We start from the raw sequence: 21,839 nt of genomic DNA, 5'->3' as shown, positions 1-21,839 counted from the left end.
GCAGAGCGGGGAACCGCTCTGCCATCATCAACAAAACATAAGGGAGGGGACACCATGGCGCTGGATCGCTGGATTGCGCTCGTATTGCTGGGCATCTGTTTGACGTACGGCTATGCCGCCTGGTTTACGATGGATGGCAGCCTGCCCCCTTTCATGCAACGAAACCCCATCTGGCCCAGCACCTTTCCCAAAGTGCTGTCTGTTCTGGGCATCGTTGCCTCGGCAATCATCCTGCTGGGTATTGAAAAAAGCGAGTTGAAAGAGGCGGATATCGATTACCGCCGTCTTGGGGAATATCATCTGGGTCAGGCCATTGCGCTGCTGGTTCTGATGGTCGTCTACGCCCTTTGTCTGCGCCCTATTGGATTTCTGATTGCAACATCGGGCTTTCTGATCATCGGCTCGTTCATTCTGGGCGAACGCAAGTGGCACGTCATGCTGCCCGTTGCCTTCGTTGCAACCGGATCGGTTTGGTATCTGGTTCAGGAAGTTCTTGGAATTTACATGCGCCCCCTGCCGGGCTTTTTCGGAGGCTGACATGCTCGAAGGACTTCTGATCGGTCTGCAAACGGCCTTCTCAATCCAAAACCTTCTGATGGTCATCGCGGGGTGCCTGATCGGCACGTTCATCGGCATGTTGCCCGGGCTTGGGCCTATGTCGATCATCGCGATCATGATCCCGGTTGCCATTTCGATGGGCGACCCATCCGCCGCGCTGATCCTGTTGGCCGGCGTCTATTATGGCGCGATATTCGGCGGATCGACCTCGTCCATTCTGCTGAACGCGCCGGGGGTCGCGGGAACGGTCGCGTCCAGCTTTGACGGCTACCCGATGGCCCGCCAGGGCAAGGCAGGCAAGGCGCTGACTATCGCCGCTATCGCCAGTTTTGCGGGTGGTACGATTGGGGCAATCTTGCTGATGGTCTTTGCCCCGGCCCTGTCATCCGTCGCGCTGCTGTTCCATTCCGCCGAGTACTTCGCCCTGATGGTCGTTGGCCTGTCTGCCATTGCCGCCTTTGCGGGCTCGGGTCAGGTTGCCAAGGCGATGATCATGACCATCCTTGGTCTCATCATGGCGACAGTTGGCGAAGGCGCGCTGTTCAATCTTCCGCGCTTCACCATGGGCATCATGGACCTGCAATCCGGCTTTGGCTTCATCACGCTGGCCATGGCAATGTTCGCCTTACCCGAAGCGCTGTTTCTGGTTCTGAAACCCAAAGACCTGCAAGGCGATGACGGCGACATCAAAGATTTACGCATTACAGGGAATGAAGCAAAAGCCATCGCTCCGGTCATTGGTCGCCAATCCGCGCAAGGATTCTTTATCGGCGTCCTTCCGGGTGCGGGCGCAACAATCGCCAGCTTCCTCGGCTATGCGGTTGAACGCAACATCGCTCCGAAAGAGGAACAGGAAGAATTCGGCAAGGGCTCGATCAAAGGTCTTGCCGCACCCGAAGCCGCAAACAACGCCGCCTGTACCGGGTCTTTCGTGCCGCTGCTGACGCTGGGCATTCCCGGTTCCGGCACAACGGCCATCCTGCTTGGTGCGCTGATCGCGTTGAACGTGACCCCCGGCCCGCGCCTGATGGTGGATGAGCCTCAGATCTTTTGGGCGGTCATCATGTCGATGTTCATCGGCAATCTGGTGCTATTGATCCTGAACCTGCCGTTGATCCCTTACATCGCAAAAGTGCTGGCCGTTCCGCGCAACTATCTGATCCCGTTCATATTGTTCTTCACCCTGATGGGGGCCTATATCGGCCAGAACAATGCTACGGAACTGCTGATACTGGTCGGGTTCGGCGTCTGCGCCACGGCATTGAAATTCGCCGACTACCCCCTGGCACCACTGCTGATCGGCTTCATCCTTGGCGGCATGATGGAGGACAACTTTGCCCGTTCCATGCAGCTTTATGATGGCATTGCCTTCATCTGGGAACGTCCGATGACGCTGGGCCTGCTGGTGATTGCCGTTCTGCTGGTTCTGCTGCCCAGCTACCGTGCCCGCCGTGCCAAGGCGCGGGCGGCAGGCATAGCTGATGGCGACTGAGCCGCTAAGCGGTGTTCGGGTTCTTGACCTGACCAACGTTCTGGCAGGGCCTTATTGTTGCTACCAACTGGTCCTTATGGGGGCCGAAGTGATCAAGGTTGAACGCCCCGGCACCGGCGATCTGGCCCGCGTGCTGGGGGCCGATGCTGATCGGAACAAAGCAAACATGGGGATCAGCTTTCTGGCGCAGAATGCAGACAAGAAATCTGTCACGCTGGATATGAAAGCCGACCCGGGAAAGGCTCTGCTCAAGCGGCTGGTCGAAACTGCGGATGTCCTGGTTGAAAACTTTCGGCCCGGCGTGATGGACCGGTTGGGGCTGGGATATGAGGTTTTGCGCGCCGAAAACCCAAATCTGATCTATTGCGCCATCAGCGGGTTTGGTCAGGATGGACCGCGCCGTGACGACCCGGCCTATGATCAGATCGTGCAGGGGATCAGCGGCGTCATGTCCATCACCGGCGCACCGGATACGGCACCCTATCGCGTCGGATATCCGCTGGCCGACACGGTTGGTGGGTTGACCGCAGCCTTTGCAATCAGCGCCGCCCTGAATGCCAGCCCGCGCGGTGCATTACTGGACATTGCCATGACCGAAGCGGTGGTCTCGACTATGGGCTGGGTTGTGTCCAACTTTCTGGTCGGCGGCGTAACACCTACCGCACATGGGAATGAAAACACGACATCAGCCCCGTCCGGAACCTTTGCCACATCCGACAGCCCGATCAACATCGCTGCAAATCGCGACGAACAATGGCAGGCTCTGGCCAAGCATCTTGGCCGCAGGGATCTGCTGAACCATCCGGACTATCTGACCCGTGAGGATCGCAAGGCCAACCGGCACAAGCTGAGGCAGGAACTGGAAAACACCCTTGCCACTCGCCCAGCGAAAGAATGGGTCCGCGAGTTGAATGCCATAGGCGTACCGGCGGGACAGGTCCTGACGGTGCAGCAGGCTTTGGCGGATGACCAACTATCGGGTCGCGGATTGATCGGAATCCTGTCGGCGCACGGAGAGGATTTGCGTCTTGCAGGCAGTCCGGTCGTCATGGATGGCGCGCGCCGAATGCCACGATCCGCGCCGCCGGATCTAGGGGCCGACAACCGCGCAATCTGGTCCGAGCTTGGCCTGTCGGACACAGAAATTGAGGCGTTGCGAAACGAGGGGATCATATGAGCGACGTTTCCGACTGGTGGCAAACGGCCATAATCGACATGGAACCGGGGCGCATCGTACTGCGCGGGACGCCGATTCAGGACCTGATCGGCCATCTGGGCTTTGCCGAGATGATCTGGCTGATGGTACGGGGCGACAGACCAACACCTGTACAAGCGCGCTTGTTCGAGGCCGCATTGGTCGCTGCCGTTGATCACGGTCCGCAAGCTCCCTCCATCGCTGCTGCGCGGATGGCCGTAACCTGTGGGCTGCCCCTGAACAACGCGATGGCAAGTGCGGTCAATATGCTGGGCGACGTCCATGGCGGTGCCGGAGAACAGGCAGTGGAGCTTTACCGCTTTGTCGACACGCACCCCGTCGATCTGAAGACCGCGATGAATGAATGGGTCGCCGAGAACGGAAAGATTTTGCCGGGGTTTGGGCACAGGTTTCACACACCAACCGATCCACGCGCACCACGACTTATGGCTTTGGTTGACGAAGCCGTCGAGCAAGGCGCATGTGACGGGCGCTTTATGAAAATCGCACAGGATATCGAGGCCGAATTAGCGCATCGAAAAGGCAAGCCCGTGCCCATGAACATCGACGGGGCCACCGCCGTGATCTACGCCGAACTTGGCTTTGCGCCTCCGCTTGCACGAGGCCTGTTTTGCCTGTCCAGATCCGTTGGCATTCTGGCGCACGCATGGGAGCAGACCCAGCAAGGCGGTCGCAACAAAGGACCGACCCCGCCAAAATACCGGTGGACCCACACGGGCGAACCAGCACCAGATCGCTAAGCTGCATTAATCGGTGCTGATTTCGCGGATCAAGCTTGTTTTGCGGTTTCTTCTTTTGCCTCAACCGGCTCGGCGCTTGCCTCGATCACATCTTCGGCCGGGGCTTCCTCATCCGCTGGCATTTCATCAGCCTCAGATTGATCCTCTAGTGCACCAACGATCAGCGGCAGCATGTGGACACCCGTGGCGCTCGCAATCTCGGGTGTCTGTGGCGTCTGCCAGCTGAGCGTATCAAAGCTGCCGCAATTCTGGCAGACCGGGCCCCATTCGGGTTGAATGTCGTGGCAATTGTCGCAGACCCATTGCGGGCCGCGCGGCGCGTTCAGCGCCTTGGCCAGCCAGCCCTGCACCACCGCGTCCGAGGCACCCTCGCCCCGTTCGACCGCCGCCATCAACGTATAGGCCCGCGCATCCGCCGGGTTTTCCACCACATCGCCTAACGCACGGCGGGCTTCGGGGAAATCCTCGGCCACAATGTTCAATTCGGCCAGAATCAGGCGGGTCTCAAGGTTTTCGGGATGAACACGGGTCAGCGCCGTAAAGCGCTTGATCCGCTGTTCAGGCGTTTCCTCTGGTGCGATTTCAGCAAAAGCGTGGGCCAGATCGGGATGCGGCTGCACTTCCCACGCTTTTTTCAGGATCTTGGTCGCAGGGCGCGGCTTGCCTTTTTTGATATAGGCGCGCGCGGCCATCGCAGCGGCAGGCACCAGATCGGGCGACAGCCTGTTGGCTTCAATTGCATGTTCCTGCTGCTCTATCGTGGCGTCTTCGTCCAGAATCCCCTTGGCCTCGGACAAAGCCAGAACCGCATCGCGCCGCTTGAACACGTCGCGCGGCAGATACCCCGCTTTCAGCTTTGAGGTCAGTGTGGACCGTGCACCGGCCCAATCCTGCGCCTTGGTCTGAAGGTTCAGCAAAACATCCTGTGTTTCTTCATGGCGCGGTTTGATCGCCAAAGCCTTTTCAGCCAGTTTCCGGGCGGTTTCGTCATCACCTTCGGCCAGCTTCTGTTTCATGATCCCACGCACACCGACAAAACGGGTCGCGTTGTTCGTCACCAGCTTTTTGTACGTCTCTTCCGCTTTCTTGGTGTCGCCAGTCATCTCTGCGGCTTGTGCAACCAACAGATTGGTCAGTTCAGGCTTGTTCAGCAGCCTTTCGGCCTTGTGCGCTTTGGTCATCGCAGCGCGCCCTTCACCCGAGGCCAACGCCATCAACCCGTCTGACAGCGCCTGATACCCGCGCCGTTCACGGCTGCGGTCAAAGTATCGCGACAAAGCGGTTTCATCGCCATTCAGAAATTTCAGCGTCGCAACCAGCAGGCTGAGCAGTTTGAAAAACAGCCAGACACCAAAAACCAGCACGCCCAGCGCAATCACCGACTGTAGCGGACCAAGGGTGTATTCCGTTCCCGCGACGGTGATCTGCACCCCGCCGCTGGATTCCATCAGGAACCCGGCGCCAATGGCCAGCAGGCCGATAATCGCAACAAATACAAGGATCTTAAACAATGACCACAGCATGGCAGGTCCTTCAGTTCGAGTTCACGCTTGAGGCAAGCGTATTTGCGGCGTTTACCGCATCCAAACGCGCCTGAGCTGCTTTTTCCCAATCAGCCAAAGCCGCTTGCGCTGCATCGGGCAGGGATTTGACTTCGGACAGAGCCCCCGACACATCGCCATCTGACAACGCAGCCTGCGCGCGCGACAGAATGGCATCCGGATCATCTCCGTCCTGCGGCGTGACCGATCGGGCTCCGGTCTGGCGTTGCAAAAACGCAATCAATCCAGTGCCTTTGTCCGCATCGCGCGCATCCGCCAGCGCAGTACGGGCAGCCGGGGCAAAAGATACGCTCAGCGCCGAGATCGTCGCGACGCCTTCGTCGGCCCAAGCGGACAACGCATCCGGTATGGTCATACCACCGCTCTGAAGCTCGGACAGCAGTTCCTTGTAGGGTTGACCAGAATCCAGCTTACCCTGCAGCCGCGTCAAAGTCGCCGTATTGGTAGCGGCACGCGCCTCGGCAGAGGCTTTGGCCTCAAGCGCCTGCGCGTCAGATACCATCTTCTCGACCTCACTGCGTTGCGCTGCCAGCGACTCCTGCATCTTTTTCAACTCGGCCTCAAACGCGGCCGTGGCTTCGGGGGATGTGCTGGCCGCGATCGGCTTTTTCTCAAGCTCTGTCAGCCGGTCATTCAACGGCCCAACCTGCCCCGACAGCGTATCAACACTGGATTTCACGGCGCTCAGATCACTTTCTACGGGCGAAATCTTATCCGACAGCGCCTTGATTTGATCCGACAGGCCTGAGACGTCCGGGCTGTCACTCAGGGCGCTTGTCAGCTTGGCGATCTGGTCCGACTGATCGGTCAATTTGGCCTCAAGCGCTGCAATTGCATCGGAATTACCCGCTCCTTGAGGGGACAATCCGCCATTGCCCACAACAAACCCGATCCCCGCAGCAACGACGCCACCAATCAGGGCCGGAATAAACCCGCCCTTCTTTTCGACGGTCCGTTCGATGATCTTTTCCTCAACCGGAGCCGGCGCAACGTCGGCTTCGGCTTCGGCTTCGGCTTCGGCTTCGGCTTCGGCTTCGGCTTCGGCTTCGGCTTCGGCTTCGGCTTCGGCTTCGGCTTCGGCTTCGGAAGTCAGATCATCAGCATCGTTCGATGGGTCAAGTGCGGCGTCTTGTTTTTCAGCGTCGGATGCCAAAGCTTCAGCTTCTGCCACCTCATCCGATTTAGGGACATCAACCGGGTCCTGATCAGTTTTCTTTTTATCAGCCACCGTCACAATCCCCTTATCGATTCCAAAAATACCCGAACAACAGACGTACCCAAGTTAATCCTCACCCGGCGCGCCCTCAACCCGCAAGGCATGTTTCACAAGTTTTTTAACGGCTTCAGTCATTTTCTCTGGACTCGGCTCATTTGCGATCCTCATTCGCCGATACGTCAATGTTCTAAGCGGTTCTGCTGTCGCTTCGCTGATCGCTGCCAGCCATAGCGGGGCCGAGCCACACCACATATCGGCAAATTGTCGCGCTGTACGGGGTGAGAATATGGGGGCAATGACCGGCCGATTCCCGGCGGCGGCCTCCTCGGCCCTGGGCGTCAATGGTAACAGGTGTTGCTGATAGACGGGCCTTTCATGCGTGGTCAGGCCCAGTTCCGTCAGTCTTTGCGCCACGTTGCCCCGACTATGTTCACCCCGCAGATGCAACAGGGGGCTTTCAGGCCGCAGCTGCAGCAGACTTGCCACGAGCTCCTCTGCCGTTGCGCCAACCATGCGGGCCGACCAGCCGGCCTGGGTCGCGGCCGCGGAAGTCACTGGCCCAACACAAAACGCAGGCAGGTTCCGGTCGACATTCAGCGATTTCGCGGCATTTACGGCATTGGCCGAGCTAAAGATCAGGCCCCGCACTTTGCTTGTCTCGACTGAAACGTCCAGCGAACGGATTTCAAGTAATGGAGAATATATAACGGTGACACGCGATCTGGTGCGGGCCGGAAGCTGCGCAACGAACCTGTCCGAGGCGGCGCGAGGGCGGGTCATCAACAAATACAACAGGCAGCGCCTTCGGCCTTGGGATTGTTTGCATCCGCGCAGGGTGGTACCCCGCTTGGCAGTCATGATGCAACGGATCAGACCAATGGTGCAAACACTTACCGTTCTGGGGTTGGAAAGCAGCTGCGACGACACAGCCGCCGCCGTCGTGCGCCAGTCCGATGGCGCACAGGCCGAGATTCTGTCTTCGGTCGTGCATGGCCAGACCGAATTGCACAGCGCCTATGGTGGGGTTGTGCCCGAGATCGCCGCGCGTGCGCACGCTGAAAAGCTGGATGTTTGCGTAGTGCAGGCTTTGGATGCAGCGGGATTGGACCTGCGCGATATGGACGCCATTGCCGTCACCGCCGGGCCGGGTCTGATCGGCGGCGTCATGTCCGGTGTCATGTGCGCCAAGGGGTTGAGCGCAGCAACCGGCCTTCCGCTGGTCGGGGTCAATCATCTGGCCGGGCACGCGCTGACGCCCCGCCTGACAGAGGGGATATCTTTCCCCTACTTGATGCTTTTGGTGTCGGGTGGCCATTGCCAATATCTGATTGCCCACGGGCCCGAGACATTCACTCGGTTGGGCGGGACCATCGATGATGCACCCGGTGAAGCTTTCGACAAAACCGCGCGACTTTTGGGTTTGCCGCAACCCGGTGGACCTTCGGTTGAGGTCGAGGCCAGAGCAGGTGACCCCAAGCGGTTCCGCTTTCCGCGCCCATTGCTGGACCGGCCCGGTTGCGATTTATCCTTTTCCGGGCTCAAGACCGCGCTGATGCGGATGAGGGATCAGATTGTGAACGAGAAGGGCGGACTAACGCGACAAGATCGCGCTGATCTATGCGCCGGGTTTCAGCAGGCCGTTGTTGATACACTGGCCGAAAAAACCCGCAGGGCCATTGCTTTGTATCTGGACGAAAATCCCCAGATCCCATTCATCGCCGTCGCCGGAGGTGTGGCCGCAAATACCGCCATTCGCTCTAAGTTAGAGTCTGTTTGCAGCGAATCCGGCACCCGATTTGTTGCACCCCCGCTTGCGCTTTGCACCGATAACGCAGCGATGATCGCTTATGCTGGAATTGAACGGTTTCGCACCGGCGCACGGGACGGGCTAGACCTTGCCGCTCGACCCCGCTGGCCGCTGGATCAAACCAGCCCGGCGATGTTGGGCAGCGGCAAGAAAGGAGCCAAGGCATGAGCGTTGCGGTTCTTGGATCCGGTGCATTTGGAACTGCTTTGGCAATTTCGCTGGCTGGAAACGGGCCTGTAACACTGTGGGCGCGCGATGCTGAACACGCGCAGCGGATGCAGGCATCCAGGCAAAACGCCGCCCGGTTGCCGGGTGTAGATTTGCCGCCTCAGATCATGGTCACCGAAGACATAGACGTCGCAGCCGCAGCCGATGTCATTTTGTTGGCAGTGCCCATGCAAAAGCTGCGCGATGCGCTGGAAAGGCATTGCCATACACTCGCAGGCAAACCACTGGTTGCCTGTTGCAAAGGGATCGAGCTGACAACTGGGCTGGGGCCAATCTCTGTTGTCCAACAAGTGGTGCCAACTGCGCGACCAGCCCTTCTGACCGGTCCCAGTTTCGCCGATGACATTGCGCGCGGACTGCCAACAGCACTAACGCTGGCCTGCGCCGACGAGGCACTTTGCGAAGCGTTGCAAAACGACCTGACCACCGCAAACTTGCGCCTCTATAGAACAATCGACACAGTCGGCGCCGAACTTGGCGGGGCGCTCAAGAACGTGATGGCAATTGCTTGTGGCGCTGCAATCGGAGCCGGTCTGGGTGACAGCGCCTGCGCGGCTTTGATGACCCGTGGATTTGCCGAGATGCAGCGCTTTGCGTGTATGCGCGGGGCGCAGGCCGATACATTGATGGGTCTTTCAGGACTGGGCGATCTGGTCCTGACATGTTCCTCGGAACTGTCGCGAAACTATCGTTTTGGCCTTAGTTTGGGTCTAGATCAGGCGTTTGACAACACAACCACAGTAGAAGGTGTCGCAACCGCCCGTGCGGTTGCTGACATCGCAAAGAACGAAGGCCTTGAGATGCCCATCAGCACAATTGTCGCTGAACTGAGTGGCGGTGAAATCAATGTAGACAGTGCGATTGACATATTGCTGAATCGCCCCCTGAAGGAGGAATAACATGCTGATCGCCCTGATCGCCCGTGACAAACCCGGAGCCCTGCAGACCCGTCTGGATAATCGATCCGCGCATCTGGCCTATATCGAGGAAACCGGTGTTGTATCACAAGCCGGGCCTTTGCTGGACGGCGAGGCCATGATCGGTTCATTGATCATTCTCGACGTTGAGGATCTGACCGCCGCGCAGAACTGGGCCGAGAATGACCCCTATGCCAAGGCCGGTCTGTTTCAGTCGGTCGAACTGATTCCGTGGAAAAAGGTGGTGGGCTGATGGCATACTGGCTGTTCAAATCCGAACCCTCGACCTGGAGCTGGGATCAGCAGGTGGCCAAGGGCGACGCAGGTGAAGAATGGGATGGGGTGCGCAACTATCAGGCCCGCAACTTCATGCGTCAGATGCAAATCGGTGATCGCGGGTTTTTCTACCACTCGCAAAAAGACAAGGCGATTGTCGGCATTGTTGAGGTTTGTGCCCTGGCGCATCCCGATAGCACCACGGATGATGAGCGGTGGGAATGCGTGGACATCAAAGCGGTTCGTCCGTTTGCCGAGGCGGTAACTCTGGACCAGATAAAGGCAGATGAACGGCTGTCAGACATGGTTCTGGTAAAGAACTCGCGCCTCTCGGTTCAGCCGGTGTCAGACGCCGAGTGGGCCACAATTTGCGGTCTGGGCAAAACGAAGGCGGACTAAAAAAGGGAAGGTTCCGACGATACAGAACCTTCCCTACCCCCGCGTGCTCCCAACTCACCACACGCGTATGGAAATATCTGGTCCCGACCGTCCTGGTCACACCCTGACCTTAGCGTGACTTCGCACAGCAGTTCAAATCCGAAGTCTTTAAGGTTTTTCGAAAATTCAAACGCTCGCCAAATGTATCGGCGAGCGCAGTAGCAAAATAGCCGAAGGATCAGCTGTATACGGATTCTTTGCCGAAATGCTTGGTCAGCATGTAATAGACCACCGCGCGGTACTTGTTGCGCTCGGACATGCCATAGGTTTCCATGGCCTTGTTGATCGCTTCCATGAGTTCGGGGCCATCCGACAGGCCCAGTTTCTTGATCAAAAAGTTGGTCTTAACCGTTTCAAGCTCGCCTTCCTGGCTGGCGGCTACAGTGGACGCATCTGCGTCATAGATTGCGGGTCCGCACCCGATCGTTACCTTGGTCAACAAATCCATGTCCGCGTCCATGCCGCATTTGGATTTCAGATCCTCGGCGTATTTTGCGATCAGTTCATCGCGTTTTCCCATGAATACTCTCCCGTCAATCAGTCATTACTGTGTTTCGTTCCAACCTGTGGGTCAGATGCGCAGAGGTTAGCCATATGCATTCAACGCACAAAGGGAAAAATCAGCAGCTTTCCCCCTAAGCGGGAAGTGGCCTTAGCCGGGGATTGATTTTTTGACCCTCTTTATTTAACATTTATGTTAAATTTGTTGTTTATTGCTGATGAGGAGGTCATCATGACTGTATCCCTTCCAAATGAAAGCCCCGAATACCGATCCGCCCGCAACGCGCTTTTGGCGGCCGAGGCTGACCTTCGATCGCGGATCGAAGAGGTCGCCACGTTGCGCCGAAAACTGCCCAAGGGTGGAGCGATTCCACAAGATTATGCTTTCCGGTCGGAACAGGGCGCTCCTGCCCCTTTGTCATCGCTGTTCGGATCGCACGACACTTTGGCCATCTATTCGCTGATGTACGGGCCAAAAGCCGAGGAGCCATGCCCAATGTGTTCAGCCTTTTTGGACGGGCTGAATGGCCAGATCGCGCATCTGTCGCAAAAGATGAGCTTTGCGGTCGTTGCGCAGAATACGGTCGAGAAGCTTGCTGAACTGAAGGCGCGGATGGGTTGGGAAAACCTATCGCTCTATTCCGCCATTGGTACGGCATATCAGCAAGATTATCTGGCCGAGGCTGAGGATGGGAGTCAGTTGCCGATCCTGAATATCTTTCAGCGCGGGCCCGATGGGATTCATCATTTCTGGAGTTCCGAGCTATTCTTTGAACCCAGCGACTGGCATCCGCGCCATGTGGATTCGGCCTGGCCGTTATGGAATATTCTGGATTTCACGCCACAGGGTCGCGGGGACTTCTTCCCATCTCTGCGGTCAGGCGTTTAGCGGCAATAGCCCCAGCCGGGGCCTTGCAAGTGAAAATGATCCGCGTGCAGCCGGTTGAAATCCGGTCCCAATACCACCCGAAACCAATCGCAGGCGCCGCGCCAGATCTGTCGCAGAAACGCGGCTTCGGCCCCTTCGATGCCCCAGTCTGACAGCAGGGTCAGGTTACGGCCATCGGCCAGTTGCACCCCGATAACATCAATGGAATCAGCCGTCGCATGGCTGCTCCAACGGCTGTTCTGACCTTGCGCGGTGCGCATCCGGCGGCAGTTATAGCTGCCAAGATGACGAATGCGGCTGACCTGCGTGCCCAGCAGGTCATGGGCTGCGGGTTGCACTACATGATGTTCCCACATGGCCAGCCTCAATCCTGTAGCGCAGCGGGTTTCGACCGGCTCGACGCGGGCCTCGGTCAGTCCGGACAACAGGCCGCGGCCAGCGATGCCACAATTCTCATCTACGATCAGATCAGCCATCGCCTCAAATGAAACCCCCGCCTCGGCCATTGTCGCCCTGCACTGCGCTTCATCTGCCAATGCGCGGTTGAGCTGATACCGCGTGATCGGAGTTACGGGCGCAGTCACCTTCAGCACGCGCAGCGGGTTCCAATGCGCCGGAACCGGAGATTTTGGATGCGAAAGCAACAGATAGCCGCCGGACCCAGCAAGAAATAGAAATACGATGATCGAAAAGAAAGACGCCGCCAGTTGCATGAACCGACGGCGTCCAGAACGTTTGGTCATACCCGATCCGCGATCAATAGCGGTAATGCTCGGGCTTATAGGGGCCTTCGGGCTTCACGCCGATATAAGCCGCTTGTTCGCTGTCCATCTGGGTCAGCTTGACGCCGATACGGTCCAGATGCAGACGCGCAACCTTTTCGTCCAGATGCTTGGGCAGGATGTAGACCTTGTTTTCGTACTGATCACCTTTGGTGAACAGCTCGATCTGCGCCAGAACCTGATTAGTAAAGGACGCCGACATCACGAACGAGGGGTGCCCGGTGGCATTGCCGAGGTTCAGCAGACGGCCTTCGGACAACAGGATCAGACGATTGCCCGAGGGCATCTCGATCATGTCCACCTGTTCCTTGATGTTGGTCCATTTGTGGTTCTTCAGGTTCGCAACCTGAATTTCGTTGTCGAAATGGCCAATGTTGCCGACGATGGCCATGTCCTTCATCTCGCGCATATGCTCGATGCGGATCACGTCCTTGTTGCCGGTGGTGGTGATGAAGATATCGGCGCTGGCAACCTCGTCTTCCAGCAGGGTGACTTCGAACCCATCCATTGCGGCCTGAAGCGCGCAGATCGGGTCTACCTCGGTGACCTTCACGCGGGCACCTGCGCCGCGCAGAGACGCAGCCGATCCTTTGCCTACATCGCCATAGCCGCACACGACAGCGACCTTACCGGCCATCATGGTGTCGGTGGCGCGGCGGATACCGTCGACCAGCGATTCCTTACAGCCGTATTTGTTGTCGAATTTCGACTTGGTGACTGAGTCATTTACGTTGATCGCCGGGAACGGCAGGTGGCCGTCTTTGACCAGCTGATACAGGCGGTTCACGCCGGTGGTGGTTTCCTCGGACACGCCCTGGATCTGGTCGCGCATCTTGGTGAACCAGCCTGGGCTTGCTGCCATACGCTTGGCGATCTGCTTCTTGATCACCTCTTCCTCTTCCGAGCTCGGGACAGGGATGATGTCTTCGCCCGCCTCAGCGCGCGCGCCCAGCAAGATGTACAGCGTCGCGTCGCCGCCATCGTCCAGGATCATGTTCGGGCCGCCTTCGAACAGGAAGGATTTGTCCAGATAATCCCAATGCTCTTCCAGCGTCTGACCTTTGATGGCGAACACGGGAATACCGGCCGCGGCGATCGCGGCGGCGGCGTGATCCTGGGTCGAAAAGATGTTGCACGACGCCCAGCGCACATCCGCACCCAGCGCGACCAGCGTTTCGATCAGAACGGCGGTCTGAATGGTCATGTGCAAGGATCCGACGATACGCGCGCCCGACAAGGGCTTGCTTTCACCATATTCCGCACGCAGGGCCATCAGGCCCGGCATCTCGGTTTCGGCAATGTCCAGTTCCTTGCGACCGAACCCGGCCAGCGAGATGTCTTTGACGATGTAGTCACTGCCCATAGGAGCTCTCCAAACTTGTTTGGAGGGCCATCTAGCATTGACATCATTGACCCGCAATGCGTAACCCCGACAATCAAGTGCACCGCCCGGAAAACCTCGAACCAAAACGGCTCATGGAACATAATTCTCAACAGCTGGACGTGTCGGCATCCGGACATGCCGAGTTCCGGAAGGCCATCGTTTTTTGCTGCGACCAGAACTATCTGGTTTTTGCCGCCCATGCGGCCTCGCAGATCGTAGCGCTGCATCCGGATCGGGATTTCGACATCTGCATCTGTTTTGATGAACGCCCGGTTGCGATCCCGCCCTCGCTGGATCACCTGAACATCCGCTTGTGCCATGTGAAGACCGGTGATCTGTTCAAAGGGCTACGGCTGGATCCGGGAAAAAGCCATGATGTGTATTTGCGTCTGGCGCTGCCGCAGGCCTTCGCAAACGACTATGATCGCATCCTGTACCTGGACAGCGATATCTTCATCCAAAGCGGGGATTTCAGTGCTTTGATGGATGTGGATTTTGCACCCCATCCCATCGCTGCGGTGCGGGACAACACCCAATGGCGCACGCCAAATCGGCGGCCAAAACAGTTCAAATCCCTTAACCTGCCATCAGCGCCCTATTTCAACGCAGGCGTCATATTGATGGATGTGAAACGCTACAATCAGCAGGATTTGCTGACCCGGTGCCTCGACCTTGGCAAGGCTAATGCGGATGTGATGATCCGGCATGACCAGAATTTGTACAATTCGGTACTGCAAGGGGACTGGGCCGAGCTTAGCCCGATGTGGAACTGGCAGTTCACGTGGTCATCGCTGTTGTTTGCGATGCAGATCGAACCGCATCTGGTTCACTTCATTGGCAAGACCAAACCCTGGAAAGACCCAAGGGGTGAGCTAAGCCCCCGCTTTGCAACGGCGATGAAAGCCTTTGCACGGCGGTACTTCCCGGATCTGGATGTTTTTCAGTCCAGTGGCGGTTCACTTGCACCAAACAGCACAAAGATGCGCAAGATGCTGATCAAGCACCTGTTCTCGGCCAAAAAGACCCAGCGTTATCTCGGCAGATTCTCGGACGACCTCGATGTGATTGCCAAAAGCAACACATCGAAACCAGACCGTTGATAATCAGCTTGGGATGCCCTCTGCGGCATCGGTTGGTATCGCTTCAAAAAAATCAGTGCCGACGGCGACAATACAACTGATGCCATTGGCGTGAGTCACCAGAACGGTATAGCTTCCGGTTTCCTTCGAGGTCCAAACCTCCATGACAGATTGCGCACCGCGTGATTTCTGCAAACCGCCAAAGGCCAATTGCTCGGAATAGCTGCTTTGCAGTTTCGAAATGACATCATCCCGCTGGGCACAGTTTTGCGCAAAGGCTGGCGGGGCCGTGGCGGCCATTCCGAAGGTCAGTGCAGTCGCTAACAAACGCTTGAACATAACAAGCTCCTTTCGATACGAGTTCCGTTTCGAGAGGGGCGCAACTGGGAGGAGTCAGCACCCCCCTCAGTCCGTTATGTCGGGATCGTTTCACAACGTTTCAAAGCACGAATGCTCAAGAAAACGTTGGCAGCCGGTGATCCAGACAGATACATCATAGCACAAAAATGCGAATTTGATGTGTCCCAGTTCACAAGGCATGGCAGAATGGCAACACAACCCCGAGCGTGGCAAAGAATGCTGTCAGGTCGCAGGCTGGACCTGCTGGACCCGACACCCGTGGATATCGAGATCGAAGATATCGCCCATGGTCTAGCCTTTGTGGCGCGCTGGAACGGACAGACGCACGGCGATTTCGCCTATTCGGTGGCTGAACATTCCCTGCTGGTGGAAGAGCTATACGGTCGGATCGCCCCTAAAGCCCCCGCGAAATGGCGGTTGGCGGCCCTGTTACATGACGCGCCGGAATATGTGATCGGAGATATGATCTCACCCGTCAAAGCCGCCGTCGGCCCCGGCTATGGCGCGTTGGATGACCGTCTGGCGACGGCGATTCATATCCGGTTCGGATTGCCTGCCACGGTGCCGAAAACGGTGAAACGGCAGATCAAAAAGGCCGACAAGATCAGCGCCTGGATGGAGGCGACGCAGATCGCAGGATTTTCCGAGGCCGAGGCAACGAAATTCTTTGGAAGGCCGGACAAGGCGGTAATGGAAGGGTTGGACATCAGGCTGCGACCACCTGTTGAGGCGCGGCAAGCCTATTTGGCAAGGCATAGGATACTGCTGGAAAAAATCTAAGAGCTTTAACCGCGCTTTTCTGATCCAGTCCGGAGGCTGCTGAACATTTTTCGCAGCAAGACTATCATCAGCAGAAGCCCCGAGAAAAAATGGCTTCGGATCAGCGTCAAGGCATCAGGTATCGGGACAATCGGATCCAATGCAATGGGCGGTACATTCAAAAACAGAACCACCAGCGGCACGACAAGCGTTGTTATCGAACCGATCCTTACGACAACCATCACGGCGGGTATCAGCGCGATAAAATAATGCGTCCAGGCAATGGGCGCAAACACCGTCAAAGCGATCAGGGCAAAGGCAACAGGCAGCCTGTCGCTCGCCAGACGCCGCGACAGCCAGCCTGCCAAAGCGACACTTGATACAGAAAAGATCGTACCCGCCAACGCAAGAGCATAAGGTAACGGCAGCATATGCCAGTTCCAGATTTCTACTGGATCGGCGCCGAAAGCGCCAAGCCAGGCTACAAGCGATTGGTTATTGTAGGAAATCAACAAGATATTGGAAACCCGCTGCAAGGTATCCAGAAACTCTTTGAGCGGTGAAAACCCAACTGCAAGACAGGCAAATCCCCAGAAGACAAGGGACCATAAGAAAAACCAGAATGCTGCGCGCCATTGCCTGCGGAACAGCCAGTAGATAACCAAGGCCCCCGGCGTTATCTTCACCATTGCAGCAATAGCAAGCAGCACGCCCGCCGCCAAAGAGCGCCGGCTTGACGCAAGCACGACAGCACCCAACGAGAAGGCCAGAAACAGAGAATGCGTTTGAACCAGCCACATTGAATATTGAAATGGCGTCGTCAGAACGACGGCTGCAAGCAGTGTGCCAACAGCAAGCGGATTTAGGAAATCCCGCGCCCAGCAGCGGGCCACAAGCTCAATCGACGCGATGAGCGAGAGCAGAGAAGTTGCCAGAAAGAAAATCTTGAATTCATCAAACGCAAGCGCACTGCACAGAGGTTGTAAAAGCCAACCCCAGATCGGGGTCTGAACGTAGGGATGCAAAAACCCTTTGAACTGCGCGGCTTCTGCGGCTCGTACCCATGCAGGCGTATCCACTATGTGAAACAATGCGGGATGGTGATCGTACAGATGCGCATGTTGATCGGTCAGAAACAGTCGGCACGCGATGTATGACGCTGAAAGATCGTCCCCCGGCGCATGGCGAAACCACAACAAACCAATCCCGAGAAACACAACGTAAAGAGCGAAGCGCACGATGTCTCTGGTTGCAAAACCCGGCACGCCCGAACCCGATGATGCCTGGTTATCGCGGACTGCGTTTCGCCAAGATCCGCTGCAACGTCCGGCGGTGCATGTTCAGCCGCCGTGCGGTCTCAGAGACATTCCGATCACACAGCTCGTAAACCCGTTGAATATGCTCCCAACGCACGCGATCGGCGCTCATGGGGTTTTCCGGCGGCGGAGGCAGTTCGTCACCTTTGGCCAACAGAGCATTGGTAATGTCCGTGGCGTCGGCGGGTTTTGACAGATAATCGGTCGCGCCGATTTTGACGGCGGCAACAGCGGTGGCGATGGCCCCGTAACCCGTCAGCACCACAACCCGGCTGTCGGGGCGCTTTTCGCGCAGTACTTCGACCACATCCAGACCGTTGCCATCCTCAAGTCGCAGATCGACGACGGCATATGCGGGCGGGCGGGCGGTTGAAATGGCGCGGCCTGCGGCAACAGAACCAGCGGTTTCAACCTCGAACCCGCGTTTTTCCATCGCTTTGGCAAGACGTCTCAGAAACGGCTCGTCATCATCTACCAGAAGCAGGGATTTGTCGGGGCCGATGTCAAGCTCGGAACTGTCTGCCATATTGGGTCTTTCCGCTATTTCGCGCCGATTGGCTTAAACATGAGTAATAGCAGCGCCATTCCAAAGGTCAAACCGATGGTTGTGACCTAGATCCTGTCCAGAAAGCAGCCAACCTTGTCTGCCATCTGCTGCGCCGTGTCATCACGTTTGAAGAATTCCAGAAATCCATCCTCGGGCGTGACCAGATAGGTAAAGGTGGAATGGTCGACCAGGTAGTACTCGTCGCTTTTGTCATGCGCCTTGTAGTAAGTCTTGTAGGCCTGGCTTGCGGCCTTGACCTGTTCGGGCGATCCGGTCAGGGCGATGGTCTTGCCGCCCAGATTGAAGGCATAGTCATCCACAACCTCGGGCGTATCGCGATCCGGGTCGATTGAAATGAACAGCGGCGTCACCGACTGCCCGCGCTCGGCCAGCAGATCTACGGCCTCGGCATTGCGGGACATGTCGAAGGGGCAGACATCGGGGCAGAATGTATAGCCGAAATAGACAAGCGTCGGTTCGGTAATAACGTCCTTGTCGGTCACGGTGTCGCCTTTGCCATTCACCAGTTCGAACGGACCGCCAATGGCCGCCGCACCGCCTGCGATCTGGCTGGACCGGCACTGTGCGAACCTGTCATTGGACCCGGCCCCCCGCGTCAGCAACCACATGGCCCCAATCCCCACTGCAAGAACGAGGGTTGCGAGGATGGCATAAAGGCGGATCATGAGCGCTGTCCTGACAGAGGGGTTGTTGATCGTTTCGGTCGGGACACCTATCAAGTTACCCAGCCAATACAACAGGACATAATTGACCAATGGCAAAATCCAATACCAGTCTTTGGCGCGGGCAGGAACGCAGCACCTGGATCCGCCTGCGGACACTGATCCTGTTACGCTGGGTGGCCATCATCGGCCAGATCACCGCCATCACAGTCGCGCAACAGACCTATCATGTGCAACTGGAACTGGGCCTGTGCTATTTCGCTGTAGGCGTGTCGGTGATGGGAAACCTGACCGCCATTCTGCTGTTTCCCGAAAATAAGCGCCTATCAGAGTTCGAGAACTTCCTGATGGTATTGTTTGACCTGCTTCAGCTTTCTTTCCTGCTGTATCTGACGGGTGGTCTGAACAATCCGTTTGCTCTGCTTCTGGTGGGGCCCGTGACCATTTCGGCCAATGTCATGAGCACCCGGTCAACGCTGATCGTGGGTGCCGTTGCCATTGCCCTGACCAGTCTGCTGGCGCAGTTTCACCTGCCTCTGCGCACCAATCTGGGACTTGTTCTGGACATGCCCGACATTTTGCTGTTCGGAAACTGGGCCGCGATCATCATCGCCATCGTGTTCATCGGGGCCTATTCGCACCGTGTCAGTTCTGAGGTCCAGTCCATGTCCGAGGCCCTGTCCGCCACCCATATGGCGCTGGCCCGCGAACAGAAGCTGACCGATCTGGGCGGCGTCGTGGCGGCTGCCGCGCATGAACTCGGGACCCCGCTGGCCACCATCAAACTCGCTAGTTCCGAATTGCTCGAAGAACTGGATGACCGGCCCGAGCTGAAAGAGGACGCCGCCCTGATCCGCGAACAGGCCGACCGGTGCCGCGACATTCTGCGCGATATGGGTCGGGCCGGCAAAGACGACCTGCATCTGCGACAGGCCCCGCTTTCAACTGTGATTCACGAAGCGGCCGAGCCGCATATACACAGGGGCAAATCCGTTCATTTCGACGAAGGCCCTGCTGGGGATGCCGATCTTCAGCAGCCTTCGATCCTGCGCAAGCCCGAAATCATCCACGGGCTGCGCAACCTGATCCAGAATGCGGTGGATTTTGCACAGGCGAATGTCTGGGTCGAGGCGGAATGGTCGGCGGACTGGATCAAGATCTACATCATGGATGACGGTCGCGGATATCCATCGCATATGATCGGCCGCATCGGCGATCCCTTCATGCGTCGCAGGCGCGCCGACTCCGAGTCGTCAACGCGGCCGGAGTACGAGGGCATGGGGCTGGGATTGTTCATCGCAAAGACCTTGCTGGAACGCAGCGGAGCGGAACTGAAATTCGCCAATGGTGCCGATCCTTATCAGAGCTTGACACAAGATCCCGACCGGCGGGGCGCGATAGTTCAGGTATTCTGGCAACGCAATCTGATCGACGCGCAAAAAGGCGATTCACCGGTTCAGTCCGGTGCCAATCAACCGTTTCAGATCTAGGTTAAGGCCCTGTTAACCATTGGCATTCATAGAGGATGCTTGTGTTTTGAGGGATGTCGATTCTATGGCCGACTGGATCATATTGTCCGCAATCAGCCTTGTATCTGCCGGATTTGCCGTCCGTTGGCTGATGCCGCGCCCGGAGCTGAAGGCAAGCGATTATGGGCTTTCGGCGCCGTACTCCCTGTTTGACGCGGTATTTCTGTTCGATGGCGACCGGCTAATCAGCCACTCAGACATCGCCCTGGCCGGGTATGAGTCGGTGCAGGACTGGCAGGATCTGCGGCGCTTGCTCAAACGCGATTTTCCAACTTTTCCCGAAACTCCCGAAACCATACGCAACGAAGGTAATCTGGTTGTTACCGCCATCGATTGCACCGTGGACCGAGAGGTTTTGTGCGAATGGATCGACGGGATTGTCCGCGTGCAGTTGCGCGATTGCCAGGGCAGCGGTGGGTCGGTGCGACGCGATCCCAATGACCCGATCCGATTGGCCATGGATCAGGCTCCTTATCCGGTCTGGCTGCTGGACCCATCAGACACGGTGCGCTGGTGCAATGGGGCCTATATCTCATTGGTGCGAAAAGCCAAGGGACGGGACGCCGATCTGACCATTCCCTTGTTTCCACGTGTCCAGAACGATGATCATCTGGGCAAGAAGACACGTGTATCGGTTGCCGTCTCGGGCAGTGAAAACAAGCTATGGTTTGATCTGACGCATATCCAGCGGGAAGAAGGTCAGCTGAACTACGCAATGGACATCAACGCCATCGTCGAGGCCGAGGCCGCCCAGCGCAAATTCGTGCAGACCATGACCAAGACCTTTGCGCAATTGTCCATAGGTCTGGCCATTTTCGACCGGAACCGGCAACTGGCCTTGTTCAACCCGGCGCTGATCGACCTGACCACCCTGCCCCCGGATTTTCTCAGCTGTCGACCAAGCCTGTCCAGTTTCTTTGACCGGTTGCGGGACCAGCACATGATGCCCGAGCCCAAGAATTATCGCGGCTGGCGGCGGCAGATGAACGATCTGCTTGAGGCTGCGCAAGACGGCAACTATCAGGAAACCTGGTCCCTTCCTTCAGGGTCAGTCTATTCGATCAGCGGGCGGCCTCATCCGGATGGCGCAGTGGCGTTCCTGTTCGAAGACATCACCGCCGAGATTACTCTGACGCGCCGTTTCCGGTCGGAAATGGATCTGATGCAGTCCATCCTCGACAAACTGGCTGATGCAATCGCCGTTTTTTCGGATGACGGGACGCTGGCCCTGACCAACTATGCCTATCAGCGGCTTTGGGGTGAAACGGATGAAACGGGGTTTGCATCCGCAACGGTTCTGGACGTCACCCGAAACTGGCAGGACCAGTGCATGGCAACCCCGGTTCTGGGCGAGATTCGGGATTTTGTCGAAATGAGAGACGACCGTACCCAATGGTCAGCGGATATGGTGATGCGGAACGGAACCAAGATGACCTGTACCGTCAGCCCAATGCAGAAGGGCGCAACCATCGTCAGATTCTCTGTCGAGACCCAACCCGATCAGACACCCGAGTTGCAAAGAATCAGCGCCTGAACCGGGTTGCAGGCGACCGGGCGTAA

General features: G+C 57.5%; 23 protein-coding genes. 13 read left to right on the top strand and 10 right to left on the bottom strand.

Annotated features, from left to right (window positions below; genetic code table 11):
• Positions 1 to 54: 54 nt before the first annotated feature.
• From ACR0FG_RS17265 to ACR0FG_RS17250, 4 genes are read left to right on the top strand one after another with little or no spacing between them, the layout of a single operon-like run.
• Positions 55 to 537 carry a tripartite tricarboxylate transporter TctB family protein gene (locus ACR0FG_RS17265; RefSeq protein ID WP_170711148.1) on the top strand — a complete coding sequence of 161 codons (483 nt, stop codon included), beginning with the start codon at positions 55 to 57 and terminating at the stop codon, positions 535 to 537.
• Position 538: 1 nt separating this feature from the next.
• On the top strand, positions 539 to 2,050 hold the full coding sequence (locus ACR0FG_RS17260; RefSeq protein WP_170711149.1) for a tripartite tricarboxylate transporter permease: 1,512 nt from the start codon (positions 539 to 541) through the stop codon (positions 2,048 to 2,050).
• Positions 2,040 to 3,227, top strand: a complete 1,188-nt coding sequence (locus tag ACR0FG_RS17255; protein ID WP_480894224.1) for a CaiB/BaiF CoA transferase family protein — start codon at positions 2,040 to 2,042, stop codon at positions 3,225 to 3,227. The genes ACR0FG_RS17260 and ACR0FG_RS17255 overlap by 11 nt, the downstream gene beginning before the upstream one ends.
• Positions 3,224 to 4,006: a citryl-CoA lyase gene (locus tag ACR0FG_RS17250; RefSeq protein WP_480894223.1), complete on the top strand. Its 783-nt coding sequence runs from the start codon at positions 3,224 to 3,226 to the stop codon at positions 4,004 to 4,006. Before ACR0FG_RS17255 ends, ACR0FG_RS17250 begins: the two co-directional genes overlap by 4 nt.
• Before the next feature lie 29 nt (positions 4,007 to 4,035).
• On the opposite strand, the gene ACR0FG_RS17245 is transcribed toward ACR0FG_RS17250, so the two are convergent.
• From ACR0FG_RS17245 to ACR0FG_RS17235, 3 genes are read right to left on the bottom strand one after another with little or no spacing between them, the layout of a single operon-like run.
• Positions 4,036 to 5,529, bottom strand: a complete 1,494-nt coding sequence (locus ACR0FG_RS17245; RefSeq protein ID WP_480894222.1) for a heme biosynthesis HemY N-terminal domain-containing protein — start codon at positions 5,527 to 5,529, stop codon at positions 4,036 to 4,038.
• 10 nt (positions 5,530 to 5,539) lie between these two features.
• Positions 5,540 to 6,796 carry a COG4223 family protein gene (locus ACR0FG_RS17240; protein WP_480894221.1) on the bottom strand — a complete coding sequence of 419 codons (1,257 nt, stop codon included), beginning with the start codon at positions 6,794 to 6,796 and terminating at the stop codon, positions 5,540 to 5,542.
• A gap of 54 nt (positions 6,797 to 6,850) precedes the next feature.
• A complete protein-coding gene (locus ACR0FG_RS17235) occupies positions 6,851 to 7,564 on the bottom strand; it encodes a uroporphyrinogen-III synthase (protein WP_480894220.1) in 714 nt (237 codons plus the stop codon).
• 97 nt (positions 7,565 to 7,661) lie between these two features.
• Here ACR0FG_RS17235 and tsaD point away from each other — a divergent pair, with 97 nt between their 5' ends.
• Genes tsaD through ACR0FG_RS17215 form a run of 4 tightly spaced genes read left to right on the top strand, consistent with a single transcriptional unit; the run spans position 7,662 to position 10,411 of the window.
• Positions 7,662 to 8,759, top strand: a complete 1,098-nt coding sequence (gene tsaD / locus ACR0FG_RS17230) for a tRNA (adenosine(37)-N6)-threonylcarbamoyltransferase complex transferase subunit TsaD (RefSeq protein ID WP_480894219.1) — start codon at positions 7,662 to 7,664, stop codon at positions 8,757 to 8,759.
• Positions 8,756 to 9,718 carry an NAD(P)H-dependent glycerol-3-phosphate dehydrogenase gene (locus ACR0FG_RS17225; protein WP_480894218.1) on the top strand — a complete coding sequence of 321 codons (963 nt, stop codon included), beginning with the start codon at positions 8,756 to 8,758 and terminating at the stop codon, positions 9,716 to 9,718. Before tsaD ends, ACR0FG_RS17225 begins: the two co-directional genes overlap by 4 nt.
• Before the next feature lies 1 nt (position 9,719).
• The gene (locus ACR0FG_RS17220) at positions 9,720 to 9,989 is read left to right on the top strand and encodes a YciI family protein (protein WP_480894217.1); all 270 of its coding nucleotides are present in this window, start codon (positions 9,720 to 9,722) and stop codon (positions 9,987 to 9,989) included.
• Positions 9,989 to 10,411, top strand: coding sequence for an EVE domain-containing protein (locus tag ACR0FG_RS17215; protein ID WP_480894216.1), 423 nt, complete (start codon positions 9,989 to 9,991; stop codon positions 10,409 to 10,411). The genes ACR0FG_RS17220 and ACR0FG_RS17215 overlap by 1 nt, the downstream gene beginning before the upstream one ends.
• Positions 10,412 to 10,628: 217 nt before the next feature.
• Here ACR0FG_RS17215 and ACR0FG_RS17210 read toward each other — a convergent pair whose 3' ends face one another.
• Complete coding sequence (locus ACR0FG_RS17210) at positions 10,629 to 10,970, bottom strand: DUF2853 family protein (RefSeq protein WP_170711159.1); 342 nt, start codon at positions 10,968 to 10,970, stop codon at positions 10,629 to 10,631.
• A 213-nt stretch (positions 10,971 to 11,183) separates the two neighbouring features.
• Between ACR0FG_RS17210 and ACR0FG_RS17205 the strand changes: the two genes are divergently transcribed.
• On the top strand, positions 11,184 to 11,840 hold the full coding sequence (locus ACR0FG_RS17205; protein WP_480894215.1) for a DUF899 family protein: 657 nt from the start codon (positions 11,184 to 11,186) through the stop codon (positions 11,838 to 11,840).
• Here the strand turns inward: ACR0FG_RS17205 and ACR0FG_RS17200 are convergent.
• Both ACR0FG_RS17200 and ahcY read right to left on the bottom strand, forming a co-directional pair.
• Complete coding sequence (locus ACR0FG_RS17200) at positions 11,837 to 12,583, bottom strand: extensin-like domain-containing protein (protein ID WP_480894214.1); 747 nt, start codon at positions 12,581 to 12,583, stop codon at positions 11,837 to 11,839. The two genes, ACR0FG_RS17205 and ACR0FG_RS17200, sit on opposite strands and share 4 nt — an antisense overlap.
• A 13-nt stretch (positions 12,584 to 12,596) precedes the next feature.
• The gene (gene ahcY, locus ACR0FG_RS17195) at positions 12,597 to 13,985 is read right to left on the bottom strand and encodes an adenosylhomocysteinase (protein ID WP_480894213.1); all 1,389 of its coding nucleotides are present in this window, start codon (positions 13,983 to 13,985) and stop codon (positions 12,597 to 12,599) included.
• A gap of 113 nt (positions 13,986 to 14,098) precedes the next feature.
• On the opposite strand from ahcY, the gene ACR0FG_RS17190 reads away from it, so the two are divergent.
• Positions 14,099 to 15,106: a glycosyltransferase family 8 protein gene (locus ACR0FG_RS17190; protein WP_480894212.1), complete on the top strand. Its 1,008-nt coding sequence runs from the start codon at positions 14,099 to 14,101 to the stop codon at positions 15,104 to 15,106.
• Between the two features lie 3 nt (positions 15,107 to 15,109).
• Here ACR0FG_RS17190 and ACR0FG_RS17185 read toward each other — a convergent pair whose 3' ends face one another.
• Complete coding sequence (locus ACR0FG_RS17185; RefSeq protein WP_170711163.1) at positions 15,110 to 15,424, bottom strand: hypothetical protein; 315 nt, start codon at positions 15,422 to 15,424, stop codon at positions 15,110 to 15,112.
• A gap of 207 nt (positions 15,425 to 15,631) precedes the next feature.
• On the opposite strand from ACR0FG_RS17185, the gene ACR0FG_RS17180 reads away from it, so the two are divergent.
• Positions 15,632 to 16,225, top strand: a complete 594-nt coding sequence (locus ACR0FG_RS17180) for an HD domain-containing protein (RefSeq protein WP_480894211.1) — start codon at positions 15,632 to 15,634, stop codon at positions 16,223 to 16,225.
• 5 nt (positions 16,226 to 16,230) lie between these two features.
• Here ACR0FG_RS17180 and ACR0FG_RS17175 read toward each other — a convergent pair whose 3' ends face one another.
• The 3 genes from ACR0FG_RS17175 to ACR0FG_RS17165 form a co-directional block, all read right to left on the bottom strand.
• A complete protein-coding gene (locus ACR0FG_RS17175) occupies positions 16,231 to 17,442 on the bottom strand; it encodes a glycosyltransferase family 87 protein (protein WP_480894210.1) in 1,212 nt (403 codons plus the stop codon).
• A gap of 49 nt (positions 17,443 to 17,491) precedes the next feature.
• On the bottom strand, positions 17,492 to 18,046 hold the full coding sequence (locus tag ACR0FG_RS17170; RefSeq protein ID WP_170711166.1) for an ActR/PrrA/RegA family redox response regulator transcription factor: 555 nt from the start codon (positions 18,044 to 18,046) through the stop codon (positions 17,492 to 17,494).
• Positions 18,047 to 18,132: 86 nt separating this feature from the next.
• Positions 18,133 to 18,753 carry an SCO family protein gene (locus ACR0FG_RS17165; protein WP_480894209.1) on the bottom strand — a complete coding sequence of 207 codons (621 nt, stop codon included), beginning with the start codon at positions 18,751 to 18,753 and terminating at the stop codon, positions 18,133 to 18,135.
• Positions 18,754 to 18,842: 89 nt separating this feature from the next.
• Here ACR0FG_RS17165 and regB point away from each other — a divergent pair, with 89 nt between their 5' ends.
• Together regB and ACR0FG_RS17155 are read left to right on the top strand one after the other, a co-directional pair.
• Complete coding sequence (gene regB / locus ACR0FG_RS17160; RefSeq protein WP_170711168.1) at positions 18,843 to 20,240, top strand: sensor histidine kinase RegB; 1,398 nt, start codon at positions 18,843 to 18,845, stop codon at positions 20,238 to 20,240.
• 64 nt (positions 20,241 to 20,304) lie between these two features.
• Positions 20,305 to 21,813: a PAS-domain containing protein gene (locus tag ACR0FG_RS17155; protein WP_480894208.1), complete on the top strand. Its 1,509-nt coding sequence runs from the start codon at positions 20,305 to 20,307 to the stop codon at positions 21,811 to 21,813.
• The last annotated feature ends 26 nt before the right edge of the window (positions 21,814 to 21,839 follow it).

This window comes from Ruegeria sp. E1, assembly GCF_056534225.1.
This window is presented reverse-complemented; position numbering and strand designations above follow the sequence as displayed.

Coding starts and splice junctions, on each gene's coding strand:
- ACR0FG_RS17265 (WP_170711148.1), top strand. CDS start 55: ATGGCGCTGGATCGCTGGATTGCGCTCGTATTGCTGGGCATCTGTTTG.
- ACR0FG_RS17260 (WP_170711149.1), top strand. CDS start 539: ATGCTCGAAGGACTTCTGATCGGTCTGCAAACGGCCTTCTCAATCCAA.
- ACR0FG_RS17255 (WP_480894224.1), top strand. CDS start 2,040: ATGGCGACTGAGCCGCTAAGCGGTGTTCGGGTTCTTGACCTGACCAAC.
- ACR0FG_RS17250 (WP_480894223.1), top strand. CDS start 3,224: ATGAGCGACGTTTCCGACTGGTGGCAAACGGCCATAATCGACATGGAA.
- ACR0FG_RS17245 (WP_480894222.1), bottom strand. CDS start 5,529: ATGCTGTGGTCATTGTTTAAGATCCTTGTATTTGTTGCGATTATCGGC.
- ACR0FG_RS17235 (WP_480894220.1), bottom strand. CDS start 7,564: ATGACCCGCCCTCGCGCCGCCTCGGACAGGTTCGTTGCGCAGCTTCCG.
- tsaD (WP_480894219.1), top strand. CDS start 7,662: ATGGTGCAAACACTTACCGTTCTGGGGTTGGAAAGCAGCTGCGACGAC.
- ACR0FG_RS17225 (WP_480894218.1), top strand. CDS start 8,756: ATGAGCGTTGCGGTTCTTGGATCCGGTGCATTTGGAACTGCTTTGGCA.
- ACR0FG_RS17220 (WP_480894217.1), top strand. CDS start 9,720: ATGCTGATCGCCCTGATCGCCCGTGACAAACCCGGAGCCCTGCAGACC.
- ACR0FG_RS17215 (WP_480894216.1), top strand. CDS start 9,989: ATGGCATACTGGCTGTTCAAATCCGAACCCTCGACCTGGAGCTGGGAT.
- ACR0FG_RS17210 (WP_170711159.1), bottom strand. CDS start 10,970: ATGGGAAAACGCGATGAACTGATCGCAAAATACGCCGAGGATCTGAAA.
- ACR0FG_RS17205 (WP_480894215.1), top strand. CDS start 11,184: ATGACTGTATCCCTTCCAAATGAAAGCCCCGAATACCGATCCGCCCGC.
- ACR0FG_RS17200 (WP_480894214.1), bottom strand. CDS start 12,583: ATGACCAAACGTTCTGGACGCCGTCGGTTCATGCAACTGGCGGCGTCT.
- ahcY (WP_480894213.1), bottom strand. CDS start 13,985: ATGGGCAGTGACTACATCGTCAAAGACATCTCGCTGGCCGGGTTCGGT.
- ACR0FG_RS17190 (WP_480894212.1), top strand. CDS start 14,099: ATGGAACATAATTCTCAACAGCTGGACGTGTCGGCATCCGGACATGCC.
- ACR0FG_RS17185 (WP_170711163.1), bottom strand. CDS start 15,424: ATGTTCAAGCGTTTGTTAGCGACTGCACTGACCTTCGGAATGGCCGCC.
- ACR0FG_RS17180 (WP_480894211.1), top strand. CDS start 15,632: ATGGCAACACAACCCCGAGCGTGGCAAAGAATGCTGTCAGGTCGCAGG.
- ACR0FG_RS17170 (WP_170711166.1), bottom strand. CDS start 18,046: ATGGCAGACAGTTCCGAGCTTGACATCGGCCCCGACAAATCCCTGCTT.
- ACR0FG_RS17165 (WP_480894209.1), bottom strand. CDS start 18,753: ATGATCCGCCTTTATGCCATCCTCGCAACCCTCGTTCTTGCAGTGGGG.
- regB (WP_170711168.1), top strand. CDS start 18,843: ATGGCAAAATCCAATACCAGTCTTTGGCGCGGGCAGGAACGCAGCACC.
- ACR0FG_RS17155 (WP_480894208.1), top strand. CDS start 20,305: ATGGCCGACTGGATCATATTGTCCGCAATCAGCCTTGTATCTGCCGGA.